We start from the raw sequence: 25,340 nt of genomic DNA, 5'->3' as shown, positions 1-25,340 counted from the left end.
AAACAGCGTTTTCTGGTTCCTCAAGGCCGAACCATAACAACAATAAAATCAGGGGTTTGTATGAATATTACCGGGCTTAGATCGTCTGCTGGAGATCAGGAGAATTCGCTGCTGGACAGGGTGTTCAAACTGAAACAGCACAACACCACTGTCAAAACAGAACTAGTGGCTGGCTTCACGACATTCATCACCATGTGCTATGTCGTCTTTGTTATCCCGGGCATGCTGTCCGACGCAGGCATGGATAAAGGCGCGCTGTTTACAGCTACCTGCCTTGTTGCCGGTTTAAGCAGTATTGCCGTGGGTTTATACGCCAACTGGCCCATAGGGCTGGCACCCGGCATGGGGCTGAACGCATTTTTTGCCTATGCCGTCGTACTGGGTATGGGGTATTCCTGGGAACAGGCCATGGGGGCTGTGTTCTGGGGGGGAGTCGGCTTTATGTTGCTGACCCTGTTCAAGGTTCGTGAGTGGATCATTAACAGCATTCCCATGGGGCTACGTGCTGGCATCACCGCCGGTATTGGTCTCTTTCTTGCGCTGATTGGCCTTAAAAACGCCGGTATCGTGGTGACAAGCCCCGGTACCATTATTACCCTCGGTGACATTACCCAGTTCAGCCCGTTAATGGCGTGTTTAAGCCTGGTACTGATACTGGGGCTGGCATTTCGAAACATTAAAGCATCGGTACTGATTGCTATTGCCGTCGTCACCCTGATCGCCCTGGTGGCAGGACAGGTATCCTTCACCGGCGTATCCTCCATGCCGCCAAGCATTATGCCGGTTGTTGGACAGCTTGACATTATGGGAGCCTTAAAGCCGGATATGATCGGGGTACTGGTTGCCTTTATGTTTGTCAATCTGTTTGATACCACCGGAACACTGATTGCCGTGGGCGACAAAGCCGGACTGGCAGACGACAAGGGTAATATGCATAATCTGAACCGGGCTATGGTAACAGACGGCACCTCCTCCTGGGCAGGCGCCTTACTGGGTACACCAACGGTGACGTCTTATGTAGAAAGCGCTTCCGGTGTTGCAGCAGGCGGACGCACGGGTCTGACAGCAGTCACTATTGGCGTTCTGTTTCTTCTGTGTATGTTCCTGTCGCCCCTGGCAGGAATGGTTCCAGCTTATGCCACCGCTGGCGCACTGATTTATGTGGCCATATTGATGGCTGGCAGCCTGGCCAAAATTGACTGGAGTGACCTGACGGAAGCCGGTCCAGTGCTGATCATTACAATTATGATGCCCCTCAGCTTTTCCATTGCCAATGGTATAGCCCTGGGTTTTATCGCTTATCCGGTCATCAAGATACTGGCCGGTCGCGCCAGGGATGTCAGTATCAGTGTCTGGGTAATGGCTGCCGTATTTGCCCTTAAGTTTGCTGTTTTCGGGGTTTAACAGCCGATAGTGAGGGTGGGTTCCTAGAGCCCGCATCCTCTCAAAATGACCTTGCATAGCGTATCTGCGGCAAGGTCATAGTCTTTTTTCCTCAAGCGTTTTCTTTTCATTATTGAACACACCTGAAATTCATAGTCAGCATAGTGCTGAGTTGAGCCCCAGATAAGAAACAACAGATGAGTTGGATCAATATCACCGGATATTTGTTTGCTGTTGATCCAGTACTGAAAGACAGTTGTCTTCTCTTTAACCCAGTCCATGGTCGCCCGTTTCATACTTGCAGACAGCATGGAGCCGCCGTGAATGATTTCGCTGGAAAACAACCGGCAGGCTACCGGGTATTTACGTGATACTTCGACTTTGGACCGGATATAGCGTTCAAGGGATTCTGCCGGATCATCGTCGGGGTGAATATCGTCCAGCTCCTGATTCCATAGCTCGATAATGTCTGACAGAACTTCATTGTAGATAGCTTCTTTATTGGCAAAATAATAGAGGACATTCGGCTTTGGAAGCTTAGCCTGGTCTGCGATACCCTGTACCGTAGCACCACGAAAGCCATTCAGCGCAAACTCTATTTCAGCCGCCTCAAGAATCATGCGGACTCTTTCCTGCCCCTTACCGGTTGCCTTTGTCGTACACTCTGAACGAACCATAGGATTACCTGCCTGAATGTGTTTTCTCCACATAACCGAACTGGGCAGACAGCTGCTTTCCTGTCGCTACCAGATCACGTACCCACTCGTCTTTTCTGCGCATAATCGGGGCTGATACCGACAAACCGGCAATCACTTCACCGAACTGGCCATAAATCAGGACGCCAATACAACCCACTCCGGTTTCTGCTTCTTCATTATCATAAGCAAACCCCTGCTCAATACTGTGCAAACACTCGTCTTCCAGGCTTTCCAGTGTTGAAAACGTTTTGCGGGTATAGCTGGGCAGATTGGTTCGTTTCGCATAGCCGGCAATGCCTTTCTGACCTTCCCTGCCTAACATCAGTTTCCCTACTCCGGTAACGTGCAGAGGCGCACGGCTGCCGATAATCTGCTGGACATTCATCATCCTGTTCGGAATCACTTTTTCAACATAAATCACCACATCGCCTTCCCGTCTGGTGAGGTTGATGGTTTCACCAAAACTGTCTCGCAGCTTTTCCATATAAGGGACAGCTGTTGTGCGAATTTCATCGGGGCTGGAGCGCCCATGGCCAGAGTATATAAAGCGACCACTTAACCGGTATTTTCCAGACCCGTCCTGATCTACAAAGCGATTATCAATCAATGAACGCAATATACGACAAGCGGTTGAAGGTGCCAGGTTGGTATCCGCGCTGAGCGCTTTCAGTGTGACAGGCATGGAGTAGCGTGATATTGCCTCAAGCAATGCTGCAGCCCGGTCAATTACCTGAATACGAGCGCCTGGTTTTGAATTTTTCATTATTTTTATCGGTATCCGCACTGCTTTAGCCCTGATGGCCATGATCGGGAAACACCATTCTACTTCCTGAGGCTAAGAATAGTATTTTCATAGCAGAATATACCTTAAAACCCATACAGACCCAATGAGCCGATAAGCATAACCTTCAGGAAAACTCAAAAAACGATTAACCGCTTACTCATGCTCTTCAGTGACAGGTGGGATACAGGTTGAATCGCATTCTTGAAGATACCTGGCTTCAGCCTCAGTCTCAGCCATCATACTCATAATGTCGGCATATATAGTATGGGGTCGATTCTCATCATCCAGTATTATCACCACCATCGCATAAGGAGTACGAACGTTGTTGGTAAAATAAAAATTGTAAATTCTGTATCTCTCGTTAGTCCCTGAAAAGTACCATTGGCCGTTCAGGCGAAAGACTTCTGCATGGACGTAATCAAGTACTTCAGGCCTGGTATCAAAAAATACCAACTTGTATTGATAAGGCTTTGCTAAGGGGCAGATAAGAAGGAGACACATCAATAGTAGTTTTTTAGTCATCTGTAGCTGCCTTCTGGTAATAAATCTTTTCAGGGTAGACAGGTTTCCGGTTCTATCTTTATTAGCCCTCTCGTTTTCACATTATGAAAGCCATTCTGTTTGCCCTGTCCCCCGGTTATTCATACAGTGACATTGTCATTAAAAAGCCTCAGCAGAACCTGAATCCGCTCATGTCCTGCGACTGCAATAAAAATAACGAATAACCAAAGGAAGCTATCCAGAGGTAACTATGGGAGCGAAAACCCCACCATCGAATATTCCGGGTTATGACAGTGTGCTCATTGCCCATGAAAGAATTAAGCCCTACATACATGAAACACCTGTATTAACTTCCCGCTTTTTGAACGAACTGACCGGTGCCGAGCTGTTCTTTAAATGTGAGAACCTGCAAAAAGCAGCCGCCTTTAAAGTACGTGGTGCCTGTAATGCCGTTTTCGGCTTACCTGAAGAAAAGGCACAGGCAGGGGTTGCTACTCACTCATCAGGCAACCACGCCCTGTCACTGTCCTACGCTGCAGGCCAGCGCGGTATACCTGTTACCGTGGTCATGCCAAGAACCGCTCCCCAGGCAAAGAAAAATGCCGTGATTGGCTACGGTGGAACCATTGTTGAATGCGAGCCCTCAACCAGCTCCCGCGAAGCGGTCTTTGCCGAAGTGGTTGCAGAGACCGGCGCAGACTTTGTTCATCCTTATAATGACCCACGGGTGATTGCCGGTCAGGCAACCTGCAGCATGGAGCTGATCCGGCAGGTTGAACAGCTGGACGCGGTCATTGCACCTATAGGCGGGGGAGGCATGATCTCAGGCACCTGCCTGACACTGTCAAACATCGCCCCGAACATAAAAATTTATGCGGCTGAGCCCCTTAATGCCGATGATGCCGCCCGTTCGTTTAAAGCGGGCCACATTATTGCAGACGATGCACCGAATACCGTTGCTGACGGCCTTAAAGTCCCCCTGAAAGATTTAACCTGGCACTTCGTCAGAAACCACGTGACCGATATTTTAACGGCGACTGAAGAAGAAATCGTCGCCGCTATGAAACTGATCTGGATGCGTATGAAAATCGTTGTAGAACCCAGCAGCGCCGTTCCTCTTGCTGTCATTCTCAAAAATCCGGAGGTGTTTAAGGGAATGAGAATTGGCGTCATCCTGACCGGTGGTAATGTCGATCTGGACAGACTGCCCTGGATGAATCAATAAAACGGAATGCTGAAAAAAATACTTTTAGAAGGACACTTTTGGAGAAAACTATGACAACAACAAACGATCTGGAAGTAGGCTACGATGTTCCGGCAGTTCCCGGCATGGCAGAGACCGATATTCAGACCCCCTGCCTGATACTGGACCTGGATGCACTGGAACGTAATATCATCACCATGGGGCAATACGCTAAAAGCATGGGGGTGCGCCATCGGGTGCATGGCAAAATGCATAAGTCCGTTGATATCGCACTGTTACAGGAAAAACTGGGGGACAGTTGTGGCGTCTGCTGCCAGAAAGTATCAGAAGCTGAAGTATTCGCCCGTGGTGGTATAAAAGATATCCTGGTCTCCAACCAGGTGCGTGACCCGGCCAAGATCGATCGTTTAGCACGTTTACCAAAACTTGGCGCCCGCACAATCGTTTGTGTGGATGATATTGAGAATGTCGCCCAGCTGGCCGCTGCTGTTAATAAATACGACACACAACTGGAATGTCTGGTTGAGATTGATTGCGGCGCAGGTCGCTGCGGTGTCAGTGAAGGACAACCCGTTGTAGACATTGCCAAAGCCATTGCCGCGACACCCGGCTTAACCTTTGCCGGTATTCAGGCTTACCAGGGCGCCATGCAACACCTGGAAAGTTACAATGAGCGCAAAGAAAAAATAGACATCGCTGTTGGCATGGTCGCTCGCACAATAGACATGCTGAAAGCCGAAGGGCTTGAATGCGATATTGTCGGAGGTGGTGGTACCGGCTCTTACTACTTTGAAGGAAACTCAGGCGTTTTCAACGAATTACAGTGTGGTTCTTACGCGTTTATGGATGCTGACTATCAGCGTATCCATGATGAAAAAGGCGAAAAAATTTCCGAGTTTGAAAACTCTCTGTTCATACTGACATCCGTCATGAGCCATACCAAGGCAGACAAAGCCATTTGCGATGCCGGGCTGAAAGCACAGTCTGTCGACAGTGGCCTGCCCTATGTCTTTGGCCGTGATGATGTGGAATATATCAAGTGTTCTGATGAACACGGCATCATTTCAGACCCTGAAGGCGTATTAAAGGTTAATGACAAGCTCAAGCTTGTGCCTGGCCACTGTGACCCAACCTGCAATGTTCACGACTATTACGTTGGAGTTCGCAACGGAATCGTAGAAACCCTGTGGCCGGTCTCAGCCCGTGGTAAAGGCTACTGATTGATCACACCCTCCCCGGCAGTGCCGGGGAGACTTCCCCTTTTTAAAAAATTCCGAAAATTTTAATAAAGTCTCAGGAGAAACCTCATGCCCGTATCCGACCAGGGCAACGCTGTCACCGTTGTATCTGAAGCCGTCTGCGAACAAGTAATAGGGCGTCAGGATGCCTTTACCGCTGTCGAAAATGTGTTCGCAGCCATGGCTAAACAAAATGCCTACAATTTCCCGGTCGTTCGCGAAGCGATTGGCCATGCTGATGCGTTATATGGCTTTAAATCCGGCTTTGACCGTGAAGGCAAAGTACTAGGTCTGAAGTCAGGCGGCTACTGGCCAGGCAATACCCGACTGAATTTAACCAACCACCAGTCAACGGTGGTTTTATTTGACCCGGATACCGGCAGACTAAAATCCCTGGTGGGCGGTAACTACCTCACCGCCTTGCGAACTGCGGCTTCATCGGCGGTATCCATTGCTCACCTGGCCCGTAAAGACGCTAAAGTGCTTGGCATGGTGGGAGCCGGTCATCAGTCCACCTTTCAACTGAGAGCCGCTCTGGAGCAACGCGACTTCGAAAGCGTCGTCGCCTGGAACCTTCACCCGGAAACACTGCCCAGACTGGCGGCAGTGTGCGAAGAGTTGTCCCTGCCTTTCGAAACAGTGGACCGTAAAGAGCTATGCGCCCGGTCTGATGTGATTATCACCATTACTTCTGCATTTGAAGCGTTGCTTGACAGCGACTGGGTTAAACCCGGCACCCACATTGCCTGCATGGGAACGGACACAGTAGGGAAACAGGAAGTCGATCCCAGATTATTTGCCAGAGCCAGAGTGTTTACGGATGAAGTCGTCCAATCGGTGACTTTGGGTGAAGCACAGCATGCCATTGCCAGCGGGTTGATCAGGGAAACCGATATCGTGCCTATTGGCGATGTGATCAATAATGCTAAACCCGGACGTACCAGCGACGAAGATATTACATTATTCGACGGTACCGGTGTTGGTTTACAAGACCTGGCTGTCGCCTCGGTTGCAGCAGAACTGGCTGTTTCTGAAAATAAGGCGCAGATTCTGGAATTATAAAAAGCCCCGCCACAGAAATATCACACTTTCCTTTCCAGGCCGGACGGTAACCTCTGGCCTGGCAGTTAAAATTCATACCGCTTTGACAGACGTATTTTCCGTGGGCCTATCTCTGCTATTGATATACACGCTTACCACAGCTAACAGCATTGATTTCATTCAGGCAAACGCATCGCCTGACCTGGCATTAATGATAATTGATATGCAAGGTAATCCAACACAATGCTGGAGTAATACAATCAGAACAATAGGGTGGCAGCTCTCACCACCACCCTGAATTTTAGTGCCTGAACTGCGACGGGCGAACACCGACAACCAGCAAGCTCAACCCATAAGCGGCCAGACCCGACACAACGGTTAACGACATCTGACTGACACGCTGCCAAAGCGACCAGTCCAGCCATTGCTGAACATCGCCTTCCATCAGCAGCAGAACAGCAGCCATCACCACATTGGCAAACAGCAGCCGGAAAGCATAAAGCCACCAACCTGTCTGGGGTTTGAAGACCCCTGTTTTCTTAAGCCCCAGGAACAGCAGGCTGGCATTCAAAAAGGCTGACATAGCCGTCGCCAGTGCCAGACCCACATGCTGCAGCCAGAACACCAGCATCAGGTTAAACACCATATTGGCGACCATGGCCTTAATAGCAATCTGTACCGGAGTCTTCGTGTCCTGACGGGCAAAGTAACCCGGCGCCAGCACCTTGATCAGCATAAAGGCCACCAACCCCAGTGAATAAGCCTGCAGACTCATACCGGCCATAATCACATCCCGATCCTGCATTTCACCGTAATGAAACAGGGTCGCAATCAACGGTTCAGCCAGAATAAACAGTGCAACACCGGCAGGAATACCAATCAACAGCACCAGACGAATCGCCCAGTCCAGCGTTCTGGAAAACTGGTCTTTCGAGTCATCGGCGTGTTTACGGGACAGGCTGGGCAGAATCACCGTCGCAATGGCGATACCAAACACCCCCAGAGGCAGTTCTGACAGACGATCGGAATAATACAACCAGGAGACACTGCCGGTTTGCAGAAACGAAGCCAGCACTGTATCCAGCAACAGGTTGATCTGACTGACGGACACACCAAACAGAGCCGGAATCATCAGCTTCATGATGCGTCGCACCCCTTCATGCTGACGATCCCAGCGCGGCAAAGGCAGCAAACGGATCTGCATCAGGAACGGCAGCTGCAACAGCAGCTGGGAGACACCTGCGATCACAACGCCCCACGCCAGCGCCATCACCGGCTCGGCAAAGTAAGGGGTAAGCAGCAGAGTTGAGCCAATAAGGCTGAGATTCAACAGAACCGGCGTAAAGGCAGGCACAGCAAAACGGCTGAAACTGTTAAGAATCCCGCCAGCCAGAGCCGTCAGCGAAATCAGCAGCAAATAAGGAAAGGTGATGCGCAGCATACTGCCAGCCAGCGCCAGCTTTTCCGGCTCATCAATAAAGCCCGGCGCAAACAGGCGAATCAGCAATGGCGAACCCAGCATACAAAGAACGGTGACCATCAACAGCGTGCCAGCCAGTGTACCGCTGACACGGCTGACCAGAATACGGACTTCATCAAAGGGTTTGGTGGTGCGATATTCCGACAAAACCGGCACAAATGCCTGGGAAAAAGCGCCTTCGGCAAACAGCCGCCTGAGAAAGTTGGGAATTTTGAAAGCGACAAAAAAAGCGTCCGCTGCCATGGACGAGCCAAAATAGCCAGCCACCACCACGTCACGAACCAGCCCCAGTACCCGGGACATCATGGTCATAACGCCTACCACCAGACTGGATCTCAGCAAGCTGTGGGAGCGTGGCTGCTTTATATCATTATCAGAGGGTTGTTCAGACATTCAGGGGCTCAATACCAGGTTCAGAAAAGGCATCGATATTAACGATAACTCCCACCTTACACCAGATGATGGAGGGATAGGGACTATACAGTCAAGCTCAGGCAGGACGCCGTATTGACAACAGCAGCCCGACACGGCATGATTCGGCGACTTGACTGTATGGGTATGGCACTGAAAGGTTCTCTTGCCCGGGAGCCACCTTCCAGTAACTGCGGCAACTCCATACTCCAATCACAGGGTGCCCGAAGCCGCCCTGCAATTGAATACAGTACACACATTCGATTTTAGGAGCACCAGAATGGCTAACTCTCCATCTGCTAAAAAGCGCGCCCGTCAGGCTGAAAACCCGTCGTGTTCACAACGCTTCCCTGCGTTCCATGGTTCGTACTTCCATCAAGAAAGTAGTACGCGCTATCGAAGCTAAGGACGTTGAACTGGCTAAAGCTGAATACGCTGCAGCTGTACCTGTTATCGACCGTATGGCCGACAAAGGTATCATCCACAAGAACAAGGCCGCTCGTCACAAGAGCCGTCTGAACGCTCAGGTTAAAGCCCTGTCTGCGTAATTTCTGAGAGTTTTTACTCAGAAAGATTTTGTAAGACAGGGCTTTATGCCCTGCCTTACCCGCATTCTTAAAAATGTCACCTGATTCTCGCTCCCTGTCAGTTTCCTGCTTACAGCTCATATCTTATTGACCCTTCCGATTCCAGAACTCTCAACTACACTGTGTCCGTGTTTATGTGCTTCTAAGGGGTGCCGGGGCAAAATGCATTTAAATCACAACAATAATGACCATATAACCCAAACAGCGAACGAACAAACAAAACTCTTTTTTCCTGAAATAATACTTTTTCTGGTATCTGTCACTTTCTCAATAACCTCCGCTGCCACAACTGAGCCCCGTCCCTATAAGGATCTTAATTACCAACTTACAACAAGGTTGCAAAATGCCCTGGATGCACCTGAAATCAGACTAACCCCAACCAGCACAGCGCCGCTGATTCCCATATCAGAGCAAAATGCCCTGACCTACACTGACTGGGAAGAGACCACTCTGGTCATCATCCCCTATGCAGACCAACCAAAGGTTGAGTTTACCTCGGCTCAAAGCCTCTCACCTGACAAAGCATTTGACGTATCCCTGTGCAATGATGACAACTGCCAGCAGACTCAACCTGCGCCATGCGACAAAATAAAAGACTGCGACACTGTCATAACTGCAAGTCTATCCAATCAAGCCAGTACAAGAAGTCAGATACAAACTCTATGCAGGCAATTTTTCGGATCAGAAGCACCCGCAAAAACAGCCTATCAGGATGCAAACCTTGAAACACTCTCGGTCATTAAGAGTCAATGCCTGAGTTCTATATTCATGCCTCAAAGACAAGAGTTTTGCTGGTGCTTTGCCGGTGGAGAAAAATCGCCACCTGACGGAAGAAAACCAAAAAAAACTCAAACCTCACAACAAAGCAAACAAGCTGCAGCAAAAGCAAGAAGAGAAGGGAAGCAAAAAAAGAGTGCCAGAAGGAACAACAATCCCCACCAGCCAATAGAAGAAAAAAAGGGAGAAGATACTGTAATAGAACTGACACGAGAGGACTTTGAAATGATGGGCAATGTTCGACCCGGATCAATAGAGGTTACTTTTACTAAAGTGCGTCATGGAGTTGCCGAAAATGTCCTCTTGCGCTGGGTAACAGCTGAAGGAGAGAGAAAACAAGCTGAAATTCCTAAAAATAAAGAAACAAGGCGTAAGTTCCATAAAAAAAGAAAAACAACCTCTCATCACACATCAACAACAGGTCAGGTTCACGGAGTTCACCCAAAAGGTGTCAAAAGCATCACTCATCACCATAAAATCAACCATGGTGCATCCAGCTCTACCGCTCCTGATGACAACGATAGCAGCCACCCTGCCCCGGAAACTGCTCACAGCAGCCAACAAGTGACAGAGCAGGATGACCTGAACTCATCTTCATCGAATGAGGAAGACCCGGGAGCAACACCCGAGACTGCCCCACCTTCACCCAACCTGCTTTACCGGTTTCTGTACTGGCTGATGGGATGGCATTAGTGATTCATCCTACTCAACCGGCAAGCACCATATTATTCCTGTGCAACAGTTCAGGTTCGCCAGAGTAGCCTAGCAGCTCACCGATCAGCTCACTGGGCTTACCAATAATTTTACGGGCATCCTTGTCACCATAGTTAACCAGCCCTCTCGCCACCTCACGACCGGACTCATCCAGACAGGCCACCATTTCCCCCCGCAGAAACGAACCACGGACCTCCTGAACACCGACAGGCAGAAGACTTTTGCCCTTTGACACCAGAACATTAACAGCCCCCGCATCCAGGACCAGTTCGCCAGAAGTCTGCATATGCCCCTGCAGCCACTGCTTACGGGCTGCCATTCGTTCATGATCCGGCAACAGTAGCGTTCCCAGCGCTTCTTCTGCATAGAGCCGTTCGATCACTGACTCCATGCGCCCGCCCACAATCACGGTGGCTGCACCGGAAGCCGCAGCCTGACGGGCGGCACGCAGCTTGGTCTGCATTCCACCACGCCCCAGACGACCACTGCCAGCACCGGCCATGGCATCCAGCTGCCTGTCCTTCGCCCGGACATTATCGACAAGCGTTGCGCCGGGGTCTTTGCGCGGATCGGCCGTAAACAAACCGTCCTGATCCGTCATCAGCACCAGCATATCCGCCTCAACCAGATTCGCCACCAGCGCTCCCAGAGTATCGTTGTCGCCAAACCGAACCTCTTCAGTGGCTACGGTATCGTTTTCATTCACCACCGGCACGACACCCATATCAAGCAGGGTATTCAGTGTACTGCGAGCATTCAGATAGCGCTGGCGATTACTGTGATCAGCGTGGGTCAGCAGCACCTGTGCAGGTTGAAGACCATGTTTCTGAAAGCTTTCCTCCCAGACCTGTACCAGCCTTGCCTGTCCGACCGCTGCCGCTGCCTGAAGTTCATTCAAGGCAGACGGTCGTTCATCCAGCCCCAGCTTTTCCATTCCGGCGGCCACTGCACCGGATGAGACCAGAACAATCTCAACGCCTTTGCGTCGCAAACGGCACATCTGGGTCACCCAGTTATCAATGCGCGCCACATCAAGACCACGACCCTCGTCGGTCAACAAAGCACTGCCAATTTTTATCACCCAGCGCTTTGCCGAACTCAACCTGCCTCGCTCACTCATTCCTTCTCCTAAAAACAAAAACCGCCCTGTTCAGGGCGGCCATTATAAAAACAGTTAAGGTGCGTAGAATACCTCTACATCATCCTCATCATCAAAGTCATCGTCATCCTCGTCTTCGAACTGAGCCATTTTCTGGGCCAGACGCTTCTGCCGACGCTCTTCAGCGACCTCACGCATACGACTGCGGGCTTCTTCTTCCATCTTGACGCGATGCTCTTCTTCCTGAGCCGCAATACTGTCGTCGTGAGCCTCTTCCTGATTACGCTCTTCGATGTAAGTCATCAGTTCCTGACACAAAAGGTCAGTTCCCTGGCTGGCAATGGCTGCGGTACGGTACACACGACCTTCCCAGCCCAGTTCTTTGATGATCCGGGCGCACACTTCCTCACGCTGATCTTCCGGCAGCAGGTCAACCTTGTTCAACACCAGCCAGCGTTCACGCTCTGCCAGTGCCGGGCTGAAGCTTTCCAGTTCCTTAACAATGGCCCTGGCGGTTTCCACCGGATCGGTTTCATCAAAAGGCGCGACATCAACAAGATGCAGAAGCACACGACAGCGGGACAGGTGCTTCAGAAAACGAATCCCCAGTCCCGCGCCTTCTGCCGCCCCTTCAATCAGACCCGGAATATCGGCCACGACAAAGCTGCGATGCTTCTCTACACTCACCACCCCCAGGTTAGGTACCAGAGTTGTGAACGGATAGTTCGCTACTTTTGGTTTGGCATGGGATACCGAGCGGATAAAGGTCGACTTACCGGCGTTAGGCATACCCAGCAGGCCCACATCCGCAATCACCTTCAGCTCAAAACGCAGGTTGCGCGCTTCACCTTCAGAACCCGGCGTTGTCTGGCGGGGCGCGCGGTTAACACTGGACTTGAAGCGGGTATTACCCAGACCATGCCAGCCACCGTGAGCTACCATAATGCGCTGACCGGTTTCCATCAGGTCACCGATCACCTCTTCAGTATCGTCATCAACAACGGTCGTACCGACCGGTACTGGCAGAATAATGTCTTCACCTTTTTTACCGGAGCAATTACGACCACGCCCCGGCGCACCGGCCTCTGCCTGATAGCGACGGGTATAGCGGTAGTCCACCAGCGTATTCAGATCATCCCTGGCTTCTACGTAAACACTGCCACCGTCACCACCGTCACCACCGTCAGGACCACCCTTGGCGATGTATTTTTCACGACGGAAACTCAGACAACCGTTACCGCCCTTACCTGCCTGAACCCAGATCGTGGCTTCATCGACAAACTTCATTCACAACCTCCTGCAGCATTCGCTCTCAATGGCAATGCCTGCACATAAATTCTTCGCTTCGAAAAACTTATCTCCAGGCACCTTTTCATCAGAGTTCATCAGAGCCATCAAAGCATCAGACACTGATTACGCCGCATTTATGCAACTGTATAAATATATCTCAGATACGAGAAAGCCCCGCATTAAAGCGGGGCTTTCTGTTTACCGGATAACCACTTCTGATATCAATCAGGGCATCCGGTAAAAAGCAGTAGCGATTAAGCAGCTTCGATACGAACGTACTTACGCTTCTGAGGACCTTTAACCTCAAATACTACCTTGCCGTCAGCCTTGGCGAACAGGGTGTGATCCTTGCCAATACCAACATTTTCACCAGCGTGGAAACGAGTACCACGCTGACGAACCAGGATGTTACCTGCGATAACTACCTGACCACCAAAGCGCTTGACACCAAGGCGTTTACTTTCTGAATCGCGACCGTTGCGGGTAGAACCGCCAGCTTTTTTGTGAGCCATTATGCTCTCCTTTTAACCCGGTGAAGTGGCCAGCGACCAAACCAGACACCCACCTTCTAAAACATAAAATGGGTTAAAACTAACCCATCAGCGTTATGAAACCGAAATTAACCAGCGATGCTGGAGATCTTCAGCTCAGTGAACCACTGACGGTGGCCCATCTGCTTGCGGTGGTGCTTACGACGCTTGAACTTGATGATCTTGATCTTAGGACCACGACCATGAGCAACGACTTCAGCAGTCACCTTGGCACCTTCGATAACTGGCGCGCCAACTTTCAGCTCTTCACCGTTAGCGATCAGCAGAACGTCAGTAATTTCAACGTTCTCGCCAGCAGCTACGTCCAGCTTCTCTACTTTGAGGGTGGTACCTTCAGCAACGCGATACTGCTTGCCGCCGGTCTTGATAACAGCGTACATAATAATCTCCGAAAATCCTGTCAGCCTCTTTGTCAAAGGCATCCGCTCAAGAACAGGGTTCTGGCGGAATTTTCATTAGCTACCTAAAAATCACTTCAAAAGAGCGGCACCGCATAAGCCTCAAATGAAACTCATAACAAAATGGCACACCGCACCGGATTCTCAGATAGGGGCGCAAATTTTAAGTAATGCCAGCCCATCTGGCAAGTAGGTTTGTCTATTCTCTTGGTTATTAATTGACTCGACCTGTGTAGGTACAGCCACTGATGACCGATCAATCAACCCCTTATCCCCGCAACTGGGCCGGTTACGCCGGTAAGCCACCCGCAATCAGACTACCCGGAAACCAGCGGCTGGCGATCAACCTGATACTGAATCTTGAGGAAGGGGCTGAGCGTAACGTACTGGATGGGGACGACTCTTCGGAACACTACCTTTCCGGCTTTTCCGGCCTGCCTGAGCGAACCGGTGCCCGTCACCCGTCGAGCGAAAGCCTGTTTGCCTATGGCGCCAGAGCCGGATTCTGGCGACTGCACCGGCTGTTTGAAGAATACAAGATACCCGTTACCGTCTTTGCCTGCGGTCAGGCACTGGCCCGCAACCCGGCCATCGCTAAAGTCCTGGGTCAGTCGAACCATGAAATCGCGGGGCATGGCTGGCGCTGGATTGATTATCATCACTTTTCCAGAGAGGACGAACGGGAACATCTGCTACGCACTCTGGATACGATTCACCAGAGTACCGGCAAACCCGCCCGGGGCTGGTACACCGGACGCAAAAGCCTGCATACCCGTGAACTGGTGATCGAAGCCGGTCTGCTGTGGGACAGCGATGATTATTCCGACGATTACCCCTGGTGGGAGAACGGACATCTGATCATCCCCTACACTTTGCTCAATAACGATTGCCTGTACGGCTCCAGCCCCGGCTGGATAACGCCCGACCACTTTTACCAGCATCTGAAAAGCACTTTTGACTGTCTGTACAGGGAAGGCGGAGCGCAACCCAGCCTGATGACCGTTGGTCTGCACTGCCGGCTGTCGGGCCATCCCGGACGCAGCGAAGCCATCAGAGAGTTCCTGAACTACACCAGCAGCTATCCTGATGTGTGGTTTACCACTCGATCCAGCATTGCTGACCTGTGGATACAACAATACCGGCAATAAGCCGCTTCAATAGAAACACTATAAATGATGGCTGATAACGATGAGGTACTGCCATGCGGGGAAACATTCACATCGACACCCTGAGCCGGGAAGAAGTGCAAACCATGTATCAGTGGATCGCCCGGGAAGGCTGGAATCCTGGTATCCACGACGCAGATACTTTTTACAAAGCATTTGCCAGTGGGTTTATTGGTATCAAACTGGATGACGAACTGGTGGGTGTTGCAGCCGTATTCAGGCACAATACCCGCTATGCCAGCTTTGGCAACTTCGTTGTCAAACCAGAATACCGTGGACAGGGATTTGGCCTGATGATGACCCGAAAGCGGCTACAGATGGCGGGCTACCGCAACCTGTCGCTGGACGGTGTTCTGGAAAAAGAAAGCGTATACCGTTCGGTGGGCTTTCGGACTGCCCATATCAATCAACGCTTTGAATTCAACTGGCAGCACGCTCCGGAAGAACTTCACCCTAATATCATAAACCTCAGACATATCCGTCTGCTGGAACTGCTTGACTATGAAAAACAGCTGTTTCCCGGAAAACGCAAGCCCTACCTGAAAGCCTGGGTCACCCAGCCCGAAGCCAGCGCCTTCTGCTTTCGCGATCATCACGATATCAAAGGCTTTGGCGTTCTGCGCCCGTGTATCACTGGCTATAAGATTGGCCCATTGTTTGCCGACACCCCCGTGATTGGCGAGCACCTGATGCAGGCCCTGCTCCAGCACAGCCTTGGACAGCCTGTTTTCTGCGATATGCCGGAAACCAATCGCTACGCACGTCATCTGGTACACAGCTTTGAAGGCCGGCCCATCGACTTTCTCTCTGTCCGCATGTACCGTGGCTATGAGCCTGACCTTGACTATCAGCGCCTGTATGCACTCACCTCACTGGAAGCCGGATAAGCCACTATCAACAGTACGGCTATTGACAGCAACGCAAGCACTCCATAGGATGCAGCCATTTATACCTTCTGCAGCAAACCTATGCCTGATCGCAAACAACCCTCATTCCAAGCTGTTGTCCGTGACGATTTCGCCCTGGTCGACCAGTGCATTCGTGAACAGCTGCATTCTGATGTCGCACTGGTCAGCAAGATTGGCCAGTACATCATCCAGTCCGGCGGCAAACGCCTGCGCCCCCTGCTGGTTCTTCTGACCGCCAACGCCTGTGGCTACAAAGGCAAAAATCATATTCCACTGGCCGCCATTATCGAGTTCCTGCACACCGCCACCCTGCTGCATGACGATGTGGTTGACCAGTCTGACCTGCGTCGCGGCCGTGACACTGCCAATGCCTTGTGGGGCAATGCGCCGAGTGTACTGGTCGGCGACTTTCTCTACTCCAGAGCCTTTCAGATGATGGTCGGGCTGGACAACATGCGCCTGCTGAACATTCTGTCCAATGCCACCAATGTGATTGCTGAAGGTGAAGTGATGCAGTTGATGAATGTCAACGATTCCAGCGTCACAGAAGCCCAGTATATGGAAGTAATTCGCTGTAAGACGGCTATGCTGTTCGAAGCATCTACCCACACAGCTGCCATCCTGTCCGGTCAGGACAAAAAAACCGAACAGGCTCTGTGCGATTACGGCAACCATCTTGGCATGGCTTTCCAGCTGGTTGACGACCTGCTGGACTATGTCGGTGACGCAGAAGCCATGGGTAAAAACCTCGGTGACGATCTGGCGGAAGGCAAGCCTACCCTGCCCCTGATCTTCACTCTGTCAGAAGGCAAGCCGGAACAGAAAGAGCTGGTGCGCCAGGCCATTGAAGAAGGGAACGGTCTTGACAATATGGATGCCATTATTGCCGCCGTTCGGGACTGTGGCGCCCTGGGCTACACCGCACAGCGAGCACAGGAACAGGCTCAGAAAGCCATTGCCAGCCTGTCCAAACTGCCTGAATCTCCATACCGCTCTGCTATGGAAGACCTGGCCCGTTTTGCTGTAGCCCGCACCTACTAAAACTCTTTATATCTGTCTGACAAGGGCTTCTGCAACGAAGCCCTTTCAGTTCACGACACTGGCCTGATGATATGCTGCTTGAAGCTTCTCTGTACGGTTCACTAATGGTTACGGTCACGGTTATACTGCACGCAGCCGGTACCACGCTCTGGCTTAAAGGGCTGTACAGTCTGAACCGGTCCTTCCCCCACCTTCTGCATACCGCTAATTTCCAATTACTGATCCTGACCAGCACAACACTGATCATTGTATTCCTGCACCTGGCAGAGATTATTGTCTGGGCTGCGGGTTATTACATCATTCCGAAAGTGGAAATCATTCTGTCCTGGACCGATGCCATCTACTTTTCCATGGTGACATTCACAACACTGGGCTATGGCGACATTGTTCTGACCGGTGATACACGACTCTTAACAGGCATTCAGTCCATCAATGGCATCATTCTTTCCGGCTGGAGTACAGCCATGTTGTTTATGGTGATACAGACCATCTGGAAAGAGCTTTTCAAACGTCCTGATCACTACACATGAATCATGCCAAACACCCGCTCGCCCAGTCTGTCCTTGCCGGTTGTCGTTTTATAGCCGGGACGGTTAATGTTCATCTGCTGCCAGAGAATATTTCCGGTTTCCAGTGCAAACATCTGGGATAAAACACGCTCTGCCTGACTAAGGGGCTGCCTGGGATCAGGCACATAACCCAGCGCCTCTACCTGCGCAGCCAGCCGCTTGACAGCCGCATCAGCCTCACCCGTACGATCTTTACCACTCTTACAGTTGAAGTGTGTGATCAGTCCCAGCTTATAAGACAGTAGCAGTATACGAGCCACCATTTTATAAGCGTCTATCCCTTCCCGCTTATAATCTTCGGTAACATACAGGTCACGAATCTGTTCAATCAGCTGCCTGACAATCATCTTGTCTTTTGAGGATGCCTGACCATTTAAAAAGTCCTGAGCCCAGCCACCCATTTCATCACCGGGCTCAACACCGCCCATCAACTTTTTCAACCCTTCCTGATTGTCATCCCTGACAGCGCCCCACGGCCCCATAGCCCTCCACTTTGTCTCCAGTGCAAGGTTGTTGACACCAAAATTGGTTGCTGCAAAATCAAAATCGACCTCCACTTCATGTACATCACCGTAGCTGTCCGTAATAGCCAGTTTCTCACCACCGTCCAGCCGGGCTTTTAATCGTTTTAACGCCTCCATCTGTTCCCGTTGCATTTTCAGCTCATCATCATGTATTCGAAGCCAGTGACGTCCTTTATCAGGTGTCAGAAGCTGCAGTGTTGAAAGCCTGATGGGAACAGGCTGTTGACTAAAGAGTTCAGGATTATCGTCCAGCACCTGCTTCAGACTGGAAACAGCCAGGTCATAACACCTTGTGTCATTGGCCTTTTCCCGTATTTTTTTCTTTGAGACCCCAAATGCCATCAGTGTGCCGGAACGCAAACCTCTGAACAGTCTTTTCTGTTTCCCACCCTGCTCAAGCAGCAACTGCGTTTCGCCCAGATTAACGGCATTATTCATCTCGTCTCTTTTCGAAGAGGGTTTGCCCTTGCCATGCAGATGGATAGGAAATATATCAACATTGCGCGAATGCCCCATCTCCAGCCGAAACTCTGCGGCAGGGGTGATCCGGCTTTTCAGTTTAAGGGTTTTGTTGTTGATACGAGGCTCAAGGCGGGTTTCAACGGTTTTCCAGGGAACACTGGCCATTCTTCGGGTTCTGGCCTCGCTCAGCTTTTTATCCACTTTTTTGATACCAATGCCTTTCAGGCGCCGGGCAATCAAACGGGCATAGCGACTGGCGTCCTGGACAGGGCGGCGCCCTAATCGTTCAGCCCCCAGCTCATCGGAGTGTTCGCCGCTGGGTAACAGGTCACCATCTGTGTAGCTCCCAACCTTACCAGCCAAGTCATCAAATTCATCGGTCAACTGATTGATCCGGTTATAAAACCGGGCTTTCGAGCCTCTTCCATCATCGCTACCCTGCTCAATTTCTTCCCCGAGCCGGTCTTCTTCAGCCAGCAACACATCCAGAGCCACAGCCAGCTCGTCCTGTTTACACTGCTGCCAGTGAGCCTGGTCCAGAGGGTTGTTGGCCTCCAGCACCTCCAGCTGATGAATGTGATCAACTGTGGCAAAAAACTGGCTGCGTAAATCAATGATCATCGCTTCCTGAAAAGCCTCCGGAAGGTTCTCACCATATTTACCAACGGCTGAAAGCCCGCGCATCAGACTCTTGGCGTGCTCCCTCGCCTCCTGTTTCTGCATACCCAGCGTTTTTTCATGCATCATTTCCAGGGGGGAGTTATAGAGCAGCTTCGCAGTACGGTTGGTTAAGACATCCGCATTGCGCATAAGCCCCAGTTCCTGCCGGTTGATCTCCTGACCGGAAGGCTTGGTGCAAAAATATAATTCTTCAGCAAAATCCCTGAGATCACCGGGCTTGATGGGCGGCTCAAGTCCCTGATTTTCAAGAAAGCGGGTAATCTGCGGTGCCGACCTGGCAAACAACGTCTGATGAGCCTTCAGGCTGGACACACCCTCGCGATCAATATCATCAAAAGTGAGTACACCCTGTTTTGCCTGCATACTGATCCGGACAGACTCCACCATGTGCTGCTGCTCATGTTCTGGCAGATAATTCCAGCTGACTCTCAGCCTGTCGTCGTTCGGCTCCGTCTGCAAGAACTCAAACAGCCTGCCAACCCATTTCACTGTAACTGCAGATTTTATCAGCTCCTGGTTTCCATCCCTGACTTCACGGAATATCTTTCTGGCCTGCTTATCAATGATGGCAACATCCCTGTCACTCAGGGCCGTCATTCCCACCAGGTGCTGCTCTATCTCTTGCTTCACAAAAGACCCGTAATGCTTTTCCAGCGCCCCGGTTACTTCTTCCACAGCCACTTCATCGCCTTCCTGTAGCCCCAGCTCCCGCCCAAGAGGAAAAGGCTGGACGCTATGCCCATGCCAGACACCAACGGGCGCGTCCTCCTCTGTAATGTCGGCTATACCACTGACCGGAGCGGTTAACAGTCTTTGAAGTGCATCCATGAATACGTATTGGCTCTACCCACTTTGATTAAATAGGTTATCGGCGTACAGCCTGAAGAAAACAGCCTGCCGGAAACAGCTTATTCAGAACAGATCACTGGTTTTAGCTGTCAGAGCCTATATAATGCAGCCAGTTTTTTTGAGTATTTCTTGGCAGGTATCAATGAGCGCACTGGCTCAGGAAGTGGCAAAACGCCGTACTTTCGCAATCATTTCCCACCCTGATGCGGGTAAAACCACCATCACTGAAAAACTGTTGCTACTGGGTGGCGCCATTCAGATGGCGGGTACCGTCAAGGGTAAAAAGTCTGGACGCATGGCCACTTCTGACTGGATGAAGATGGAGCAGGAGCGCGGTATCTCCATCACCACCTCGGTGATGCAGTTCCCGTACAAAGGCTGCACCGTCAACCTGCTGGACACCCCGGGACATGAAGACTTCTCGGAAGACACCTACCGCACCCTGACCGCCGTAGACAGCTGCCTGATGGTGATCGACGGCGCCAAAGGTGTCGAGGACCGGACTATCAAGCTGATGGAAGTCTGCCGCCTGCGCGACACCCCGATCTTCACCTTCGTCAACAAGATGGACCGTGAAGTGCGTGACCAGATTGAAGTGCTGGACGAAGTAGAAAGCATCCTGAAAATCCAGTGTGCGCCCGTCACCTGGCCCATCAGCATGGGTAAACGCTTTAAAGGCGTCTACAACCTGTACACCGATACCATCCATGTGTTTACACCGGGTCAGGGCCATACGATTCCGGACGACATCCGCATTCAGGGGCTGGACAGCGACGAAGCCCGGGAACTGCTGGGTGAAATCTACGACGACTTTGTTGAAGAAATCGAGCTGGTTCAGGGAGCCAGTCATGAATTCGACCTGGAAGCCTATCAGGCGGGTCGGATGACACCGGTATTCTTTGGTACTGCACTGGCAAACTTTGGTGTACGTGAAATGCTGGACGACTTTGCCCGCTGGGCTCCGGCACCTTTACCCCGCCATACGGATGAACGTGCCGTTGAACCTGCGGAAGATAAGTTCTCAGGCTTCGTATTCAAGATTCAGGCCAACATGGACCCGAAACACCGTGACCGTATTGCCTTCCTGCGCATCTGTTCCGGTAAGTACACCCGCAACATGAAGATGAAACATGTGCGTATTGGCAAGGATGTTAAAATCGCCGACGCTGTGACCTTCCTGGCGGGTGACCGCTCTCACGTAGAAGAAGCAATGTCCGGCGATATTATCGGCCTCCATAACCACGGCACTATCCAGATCGGCGACACCTTCAGTCAGGGCGAACTGATGAAATTCACGGGTATCCCACACTTCGCACCGGAAATGTTCCGCCGGGTTCGCCTGAAAGACCCGCTGAAGCTGAAGCAACTTCAGAAAGGTCTGCAGCAACTGTCGGAAGAAGGGGCCACCCAGCTGTTTATGCCGCTCAACAACAATGACCTGATTCTGGGTGCGGTCGGTGTGCTGCAGTTTGATGTGGTGATGCGTCGTCTGAAAGATGAATACAAAGTAGAAGCCCTGTATGAGCCGGTGAACGTTAACACCGCTCGCTGGATTGAGTGCAGCGACGAGAAAAAGCTGGAAGAGTTCAAGCGTAAATGCGCGGAGAACCTGGCCATTGATGGTGGTGGCCACCTGACCTATCTGGCTCCAACCCGGGTTAACCTGTCACTGTCTCAGGAGCGCTATCCGGACGTTGAGTTCCGCACCACCCGCGAGCACTGATTTCTGAAAAAAGGCCGGGACTCCCGGCCTGTTTATGAGTATTAAATAACTGCCTGACCCACTGCTTTATGTAGCTTAACTGTTCAAAATTCTGCGTAATCACCTGTTTTCATCTAATCTTTACTCTCCAGTCCCCTCCCGGAGCCTATATGAATGAATTTGTCTCGGTGTCTGATAAAGACAAAATCCAATCGAGCAGCCTTGGTGCTCGCCAGATCATCGAACCTCTGGGCCTGATAGCGCTTCTGGTTCTGTTTTTCGGTTACGTGGGCTCAGAAATGGGGCTCACCAACATGTTCAACACTCTGTTCAGCACAGCTCACGACCTGCTTCTGCACACCGTTCTGTTCCTGATGGGTATCACCGTACTCGCAGGCGCCCTGAGTCGGCTTCTTACTGAATTTCATGTCATCAGCCTGCTGGAACGCCTGCTGATGCCACTGATGCGGCCACTGTTCAACCTGCCCGGTCGGGCAGCCATGGCAGCCATGATGACTTTCTTCTCGGATAATCCCGCAATTATCAGCCTTGCCAAAGACAAACGCTTCAGTAGCAGCTTCAAGCCCCATGAGCTGATTTCCCTGACCAACTTTGGTACAGCCTTTGGCATGGGACTGATCGTTATTACTTTTATGGCAACACTGGACAGTGATCCCGGCCAGAACTTTCTTCATGCGGCTCTGGTAGGACTGGCAGGCGCAATGGTTGGTGCCGTTATTTCCACACGTCTGATGCAGCGACTGACCGCTTCTGATGTAAAAGCCATCAACCTGAACAGCCTGAGTTCAAAACCATCAGAGCAGCCTGAAGACCATGACAACAGTCCTGTCTGGCTACGCGGCCTTAATTCGATTCTGGACGGAGGCAAAAGCGGTGTAGAAATGGGCATGGCGATTATCCCCGGTGTGCTGATTATCAGCACTATGGTGATGGTGCTGACCTTCGGACCCTCTGCTGAAGGTTATACCGGTGCTGCATACGAAGGCGTAGCTCTGTTGCCAAAGCTGGCTGGTGAACTGTCCTGGCTGTTTCAGTTCCTGTTTGGTTTTGACCATCCTGAGCTGGTCGCATTTCCGATTACATCGTTAGGCGCGGTGGGTGCAGCCATGTCCCTGGTGCCTAACTTTATCTCCCAGGGCATTATCAGTGAAAGCGATATTGCCGTATTCACGGCCATGGGCATGTGCTGGAGTGGTTATCTGAGCACACATACAGCCATGCTGGACACGCTGGGCTTTCGCAAACTGACTTCCAAGGCAATCATTGCACATACCGTGGGCGGACTCTGCGCCGGTGTCGCTGCCCGTTATATTTACCTGCTGATTCAGAACCTTTTCTAATCTGCTTTAAACAGGAACCTGTCAGATAAAAACCATCTGACAGGTTCACCTTTTCAAAGCTCAGTGATGCATGTGACCGTGAGGGTCTTTCGACATGGTTTCCATCAGAGGTTTAACCGGTGCCAGAATATCAATGGCATCGGAGTCAGAGAAATGCAGGGTTAGCGGTACTTCTTCACCTTCCTTCAACGTCTTCTTCAGCCCCATTATCATGATGTGATAGCCCCCGGATTCAAGCCTGACCTCTTTTCCGGCGGGTAAAGGCAGGTCGTCCATTTTAAACATCACCATTTTATGACCTTCATGGCGATGACCGTGTATTTCTACCCGGGCGGCAATGCTGCTATCCACACCAACCAGCTTAATGTCGTCTTTGCCCTTGTTTTGCAGCGTCATAAAGGCTGCGGTATTGGTTGAGGTGGGTGGCACAGCCCTGACTGCCGGGTCGGTTATCGAAACCATTGCAGCATTCGCTGAACTGATACAACCAATCATCAACGACCCAGCCATAGACAAGCCGGCCAGAGCCGCTCTGGAATAACGAAAGACAGGTGCCAGACACTTCATTTACTGATTCTCCAGTTCAAAAACCATTATTCTTATTAACTGATCAAACTCAACCACCACCTTTGCCAGCCATACCATGTTCCGGTCAACCGGGCAAAACGTAATCATGGCAGTATCCTGATAGCGCCACTGGTCATTGCCCCAGCGGCCTGCTGAGTTCTGTTGCGGCGACAGGCTGTAGGGCATTAACCCCATTGGCATATCACGTCCGACAAATTCCAGACTCACGGCTTCCGGCTTCGCACCATGAACCAATACATCAACCTGTAACGGTTGCAGCACTGGCATAGTATAAGGCTTAATAACCAGTTTGATGGAACCATCCGGATAGTCCAGCTGGCAGCCCGCTGATACCTGACAGCTTGAATGGTGATATTCTTTGCCTTTTTCTTCTGCTGAACGCAGAGATTGTTGTAATAATCCGGGCGCAGTGACTACTGTTGCGATCAGCATCAGAGTCAGAATCAAGGCCAGCAGTACAGCGCCATTCTTCTTATAATTCATGCGGGCATTATACGCACAATCACTGACAGCATTAAACTACCATGACCAACCTGCCACCCCTGATAGACAGCCACTGCCATCTTGATTTTCCCGAGTTTTATCCGGACCGGTCACAGGTCATCAGCGCTGCTTCCGAACAGGGTATTGAAGCTATCTGCATTCCGGGGACAGAGTCCCGACACTGGAAGCCACTGTTGCAGATGTGTACTGAGACCATCAAGCCAGTCAGACTTTACGCAGCACTGGGCATTCACCCATGGTTTATCGATCAACACGAGCCAGATGACCTGCAACAACTGGTCAAATTTTTCGAAACAAACCAGCACATCGTCGCTGTTGGCGAGATCGGGCTTGATTTCGCTCTGCAATCCATCAGTCAAAAAGCACAGGAATTCTGGTTTACTGAACAGCTGGAGCTGGCCCGGCAATTCCGAAAGCCCGTGATTCTGCATGCCCGCAAAGCCCATGACCTGATACTGAAACAGCTGCGACAAAAGCCGGTCAAACAGGGTGGCATAGTTCATGCCTTTTCCGGCAGTGAACAGCAGGCTTACCAGTATATTGAACAAGGATTCTGCCTTGGTTTTGGTGGCGGCATCACTTACCCAAGAGCCAGGAAAACCAGAGCCCTTGCCGCTACCCTGCCCCTGGGTTCATTAGTGCTGGAAACCGACGCGCCCGATATGCCGCTGTGTGGCTTTCAGGGACAACGAAATGAGCCGGCACAACTGACTGAGGTCCTCAAATGTCTGGCAGACCTTCGCCCGGAATCATTAACTGAGATTGCAGAGGCCACTCGCCGGAACACCCTGAAAATACTGTCACTTCCCCATGCCAGCTATCCTTAGAT

General features: G+C 51.2%; 23 protein-coding genes and 1 pseudogene. 13 read left to right on the top strand and 11 right to left on the bottom strand.

Annotated features, from left to right (window positions below; all coding sequences use genetic code 11):
• The first annotated feature begins 60 nt into the window (after positions 1–60).
• Positions 61–1,404 (top strand): NCS2 family permease, encoded by a 1,344-nt coding sequence (locus tag V5J35_RS19745; protein WP_354008778.1) that lies wholly within the window; start codon positions 61–63, stop codon positions 1,402–1,404.
• 23 nt (positions 1,405–1,427) lie between these two features.
• Here V5J35_RS19745 and V5J35_RS19740 read toward each other — a convergent pair whose 3' ends face one another.
• The 3 genes from V5J35_RS19740 to V5J35_RS19730 all read right to left on the bottom strand — a co-directional run bounded on the left by V5J35_RS19740 (position 1,428) and on the right by V5J35_RS19730 (position 3,387).
• Positions 1,428–2,060 (bottom strand): TetR/AcrR family transcriptional regulator, encoded by a 633-nt coding sequence (locus V5J35_RS19740; protein WP_354008777.1) that lies wholly within the window; start codon positions 2,058–2,060, stop codon positions 1,428–1,430.
• Between the two features lie 4 nt (positions 2,061–2,064).
• Entirely contained in the window at positions 2,065–2,844 is a 780-nt protein-coding gene (locus V5J35_RS19735) for an IclR family transcriptional regulator (protein WP_354008776.1), read from the bottom strand.
• Positions 2,845–3,018: 174 nt separating this feature from the next.
• The gene (locus V5J35_RS19730; protein WP_354008775.1) at positions 3,019–3,387 is read right to left on the bottom strand and encodes a hypothetical protein; all 369 of its coding nucleotides are present in this window, start codon (positions 3,385–3,387) and stop codon (positions 3,019–3,021) included.
• 229 nt (positions 3,388–3,616) lie between these two features.
• On the opposite strand from V5J35_RS19730, the gene bhcB reads away from it, so the two are divergent.
• The 3 genes from bhcB to bhcD all read left to right on the top strand — a co-directional run bounded on the left by bhcB (position 3,617) and on the right by bhcD (position 6,870).
• Positions 3,617–4,591, top strand: coding sequence for a beta-hydroxyaspartate dehydratase BhcB (bhcB, locus tag V5J35_RS19725; protein WP_354008774.1), 975 nt, complete (start codon positions 3,617–3,619; stop codon positions 4,589–4,591).
• Between the two features lie 50 nt (positions 4,592–4,641).
• The gene (gene bhcC, locus V5J35_RS19720) at positions 4,642–5,790 is read left to right on the top strand and encodes a 3-hydroxy-D-aspartate aldolase BhcC (RefSeq protein WP_354008773.1); all 1,149 of its coding nucleotides are present in this window, start codon (positions 4,642–4,644) and stop codon (positions 5,788–5,790) included.
• A gap of 87 nt (positions 5,791–5,877) precedes the next feature.
• On the top strand, positions 5,878–6,870 hold the full coding sequence (gene bhcD, locus V5J35_RS19715; RefSeq protein WP_354008772.1) for an iminosuccinate reductase BhcD: 993 nt from the start codon (positions 5,878–5,880) through the stop codon (positions 6,868–6,870).
• Between the two features lie 280 nt (positions 6,871–7,150).
• On the opposite strand, the gene murJ is transcribed toward bhcD, so the two are convergent.
• On the bottom strand, positions 7,151–8,722 hold the full coding sequence (murJ, locus tag V5J35_RS19710; RefSeq protein WP_354008771.1) for a murein biosynthesis integral membrane protein MurJ: 1,572 nt from the start codon (positions 8,720–8,722) through the stop codon (positions 7,151–7,153).
• Between the two features lie 298 nt (positions 8,723–9,020).
• Between murJ and rpsT the strand changes: the two are divergent.
• Both rpsT and V5J35_RS19700 read left to right on the top strand, forming a co-directional pair.
• Positions 9,021–9,288, top strand: a pseudogene (rpsT, locus tag V5J35_RS19705) (30S ribosomal protein S20).
• A gap of 201 nt (positions 9,289–9,489) precedes the next feature.
• Complete coding sequence (locus tag V5J35_RS19700) at positions 9,490–10,797, top strand: hypothetical protein (RefSeq protein WP_354016479.1); 1,308 nt, start codon at positions 9,490–9,492, stop codon at positions 10,795–10,797.
• A 13-nt stretch (positions 10,798–10,810) separates the two neighbouring features.
• Here V5J35_RS19700 and proB read toward each other — a convergent pair whose 3' ends face one another.
• From proB to rplU, 4 genes are all read right to left on the bottom strand, one after another.
• The gene (gene proB / locus V5J35_RS19695; protein ID WP_354008768.1) at positions 10,811–11,938 is read right to left on the bottom strand and encodes a glutamate 5-kinase; all 1,128 of its coding nucleotides are present in this window, start codon (positions 11,936–11,938) and stop codon (positions 10,811–10,813) included.
• A gap of 54 nt (positions 11,939–11,992) precedes the next feature.
• The gene (cgtA, locus tag V5J35_RS19690) at positions 11,993–13,204 is read right to left on the bottom strand and encodes an Obg family GTPase CgtA (RefSeq protein ID WP_354008767.1); all 1,212 of its coding nucleotides are present in this window, start codon (positions 13,202–13,204) and stop codon (positions 11,993–11,995) included.
• Positions 13,205–13,461: 257 nt separating this feature from the next.
• Positions 13,462–13,719: a 50S ribosomal protein L27 gene (gene rpmA / locus V5J35_RS19685; protein ID WP_354008766.1), complete on the bottom strand. Its 258-nt coding sequence runs from the start codon at positions 13,717–13,719 to the stop codon at positions 13,462–13,464.
• Positions 13,720–13,826: 107 nt separating this feature from the next.
• Positions 13,827–14,138, bottom strand: coding sequence for a 50S ribosomal protein L21 (gene rplU, locus V5J35_RS19680; RefSeq protein ID WP_262563638.1), 312 nt, complete (start codon positions 14,136–14,138; stop codon positions 13,827–13,829).
• A 266-nt stretch (positions 14,139–14,404) separates the two neighbouring features.
• On the opposite strand from rplU, the gene V5J35_RS19675 reads away from it, so the two are divergent.
• From V5J35_RS19675 to V5J35_RS19660, 4 genes are all read left to right on the top strand, one after another.
• Positions 14,405–15,304, top strand: a complete 900-nt coding sequence (locus V5J35_RS19675; RefSeq protein ID WP_354008765.1) for a polysaccharide deacetylase family protein — start codon at positions 14,405–14,407, stop codon at positions 15,302–15,304.
• Between the two features lie 53 nt (positions 15,305–15,357).
• Positions 15,358–16,209 carry a GNAT family N-acetyltransferase gene (locus V5J35_RS19670; protein ID WP_354008764.1) on the top strand — a complete coding sequence of 284 codons (852 nt, stop codon included), beginning with the start codon at positions 15,358–15,360 and terminating at the stop codon, positions 16,207–16,209.
• Between the two features lie 81 nt (positions 16,210–16,290).
• Positions 16,291–17,271 carry an octaprenyl diphosphate synthase gene (gene ispB, locus V5J35_RS19665; protein ID WP_354008763.1) on the top strand — a complete coding sequence of 327 codons (981 nt, stop codon included), beginning with the start codon at positions 16,291–16,293 and terminating at the stop codon, positions 17,269–17,271.
• A 71-nt stretch (positions 17,272–17,342) separates the two neighbouring features.
• Positions 17,343–17,801 carry a potassium channel family protein gene (locus V5J35_RS19660; protein WP_354008762.1) on the top strand — a complete coding sequence of 153 codons (459 nt, stop codon included), beginning with the start codon at positions 17,343–17,345 and terminating at the stop codon, positions 17,799–17,801.
• On the opposite strand, the gene V5J35_RS19655 is transcribed toward V5J35_RS19660, so the two are convergent.
• Complete coding sequence (locus tag V5J35_RS19655; RefSeq protein WP_354008761.1) at positions 17,792–20,335, bottom strand: inositol phosphate phosphatase SopB; 2,544 nt, start codon at positions 20,333–20,335, stop codon at positions 17,792–17,794. The genes V5J35_RS19660 and V5J35_RS19655 overlap by 10 nt on opposite strands.
• Positions 20,336–20,498: 163 nt before the next feature.
• Here V5J35_RS19655 and V5J35_RS19650 point away from each other — a divergent pair, with 163 nt between their 5' ends.
• Together V5J35_RS19650 and V5J35_RS19645 are read left to right on the top strand one after the other, a co-directional pair.
• Complete coding sequence (locus V5J35_RS19650) at positions 20,499–22,079, top strand: peptide chain release factor 3 (RefSeq protein WP_354008760.1); 1,581 nt, start codon at positions 20,499–20,501, stop codon at positions 22,077–22,079.
• Between the two features lie 149 nt (positions 22,080–22,228).
• Positions 22,229–23,419: a nucleoside recognition domain-containing protein gene (locus tag V5J35_RS19645; RefSeq protein ID WP_354008759.1), complete on the top strand. Its 1,191-nt coding sequence runs from the start codon at positions 22,229–22,231 to the stop codon at positions 23,417–23,419.
• Positions 23,420–23,479: 60 nt separating this feature from the next.
• Here V5J35_RS19645 and V5J35_RS19640 read toward each other — a convergent pair whose 3' ends face one another.
• Positions 23,480–23,986 (bottom strand): copper chaperone PCu(A)C, encoded by a 507-nt coding sequence (locus V5J35_RS19640; RefSeq protein WP_354008758.1) that lies wholly within the window; start codon positions 23,984–23,986, stop codon positions 23,480–23,482.
• A complete protein-coding gene (locus V5J35_RS19635; RefSeq protein WP_354008757.1) occupies positions 23,987–24,490 on the bottom strand; it encodes a hypothetical protein in 504 nt (167 codons plus the stop codon).
• 41 nt (positions 24,491–24,531) lie between these two features.
• Here V5J35_RS19635 and V5J35_RS19630 point away from each other — a divergent pair, with 41 nt between their 5' ends.
• Complete coding sequence (locus V5J35_RS19630) at positions 24,532–25,338, top strand: TatD family hydrolase (RefSeq protein ID WP_354008756.1); 807 nt, start codon at positions 24,532–24,534, stop codon at positions 25,336–25,338.
• Positions 25,339–25,340 lie beyond the last annotated feature (2 nt).

The sequence above is a fragment of the Endozoicomonas sp. NE40 genome (genome assembly GCF_040549045.1).
Taxonomy (GTDB): domain Bacteria; phylum Pseudomonadota; class Gammaproteobacteria; order Pseudomonadales; family Endozoicomonadaceae; genus Endozoicomonas_A; species Endozoicomonas_A lisbonensis.
This window is presented reverse-complemented; position numbering and strand designations above follow the sequence as displayed.

What these genes read in the sequence shown, in the direction of transcription:
- V5J35_RS19730 (WP_354008775.1), bottom strand. Translation starts at nt 3,387, where the DNA reads ATGACTAAAAAACTACTATTGATGTGTCTCCTTCTTATCTGCCCCTTA.
- V5J35_RS19630 (WP_354008756.1), top strand. Translation starts at nt 24,532, where the DNA reads ATGACCAACCTGCCACCCCTGATAGACAGCCACTGCCATCTTGATTTT.
- bhcB (WP_354008774.1), top strand. Translation starts at nt 3,617, where the DNA reads ATGGGAGCGAAAACCCCACCATCGAATATTCCGGGTTATGACAGTGTG.
- V5J35_RS19700 (WP_354016479.1), top strand. Translation starts at nt 9,490, where the DNA reads ATGCATTTAAATCACAACAATAATGACCATATAACCCAAACAGCGAAC.
- rplU (WP_262563638.1), bottom strand. Translation starts at nt 14,138, where the DNA reads ATGTACGCTGTTATCAAGACCGGCGGCAAGCAGTATCGCGTTGCTGAA.
- V5J35_RS19745 (WP_354008778.1), top strand. Translation starts at nt 61, where the DNA reads ATGAATATTACCGGGCTTAGATCGTCTGCTGGAGATCAGGAGAATTCG.
- V5J35_RS19735 (WP_354008776.1), bottom strand. Translation starts at nt 2,844, where the DNA reads ATGAAAAATTCAAAACCAGGCGCTCGTATTCAGGTAATTGACCGGGCT.
- ispB (WP_354008763.1), top strand. Translation starts at nt 16,291, where the DNA reads ATGCCTGATCGCAAACAACCCTCATTCCAAGCTGTTGTCCGTGACGAT.
- rpmA (WP_354008766.1), bottom strand. Translation starts at nt 13,719, where the DNA reads ATGGCTCACAAAAAAGCTGGCGGTTCTACCCGCAACGGTCGCGATTCA.
- proB (WP_354008768.1), bottom strand. Translation starts at nt 11,938, where the DNA reads ATGAGTGAGCGAGGCAGGTTGAGTTCGGCAAAGCGCTGGGTGATAAAA.
- V5J35_RS19660 (WP_354008762.1), top strand. Translation starts at nt 17,343, where the DNA reads ATGCTGCTTGAAGCTTCTCTGTACGGTTCACTAATGGTTACGGTCACG.
- bhcC (WP_354008773.1), top strand. Translation starts at nt 4,642, where the DNA reads ATGACAACAACAAACGATCTGGAAGTAGGCTACGATGTTCCGGCAGTT.
- bhcD (WP_354008772.1), top strand. Translation starts at nt 5,878, where the DNA reads ATGCCCGTATCCGACCAGGGCAACGCTGTCACCGTTGTATCTGAAGCC.
- V5J35_RS19675 (WP_354008765.1), top strand. Translation starts at nt 14,405, where the DNA reads ATGACCGATCAATCAACCCCTTATCCCCGCAACTGGGCCGGTTACGCC.
- V5J35_RS19655 (WP_354008761.1), bottom strand. Translation starts at nt 20,335, where the DNA reads ATGGATGCACTTCAAAGACTGTTAACCGCTCCGGTCAGTGGTATAGCC.
- V5J35_RS19650 (WP_354008760.1), top strand. Translation starts at nt 20,499, where the DNA reads ATGAGCGCACTGGCTCAGGAAGTGGCAAAACGCCGTACTTTCGCAATC.
- cgtA (WP_354008767.1), bottom strand. Translation starts at nt 13,204, where the DNA reads ATGAAGTTTGTCGATGAAGCCACGATCTGGGTTCAGGCAGGTAAGGGC.
- V5J35_RS19645 (WP_354008759.1), top strand. Translation starts at nt 22,229, where the DNA reads ATGAATGAATTTGTCTCGGTGTCTGATAAAGACAAAATCCAATCGAGC.
- murJ (WP_354008771.1), bottom strand. Translation starts at nt 8,722, where the DNA reads ATGTCTGAACAACCCTCTGATAATGATATAAAGCAGCCACGCTCCCAC.
- V5J35_RS19640 (WP_354008758.1), bottom strand. Translation starts at nt 23,986, where the DNA reads ATGAAGTGTCTGGCACCTGTCTTTCGTTATTCCAGAGCGGCTCTGGCC.
- V5J35_RS19635 (WP_354008757.1), bottom strand. Translation starts at nt 24,490, where the DNA reads ATGAATTATAAGAAGAATGGCGCTGTACTGCTGGCCTTGATTCTGACT.
- V5J35_RS19740 (WP_354008777.1), bottom strand. Translation starts at nt 2,060, where the DNA reads ATGGTTCGTTCAGAGTGTACGACAAAGGCAACCGGTAAGGGGCAGGAA.
- V5J35_RS19670 (WP_354008764.1), top strand. Translation starts at nt 15,358, where the DNA reads ATGCGGGGAAACATTCACATCGACACCCTGAGCCGGGAAGAAGTGCAA.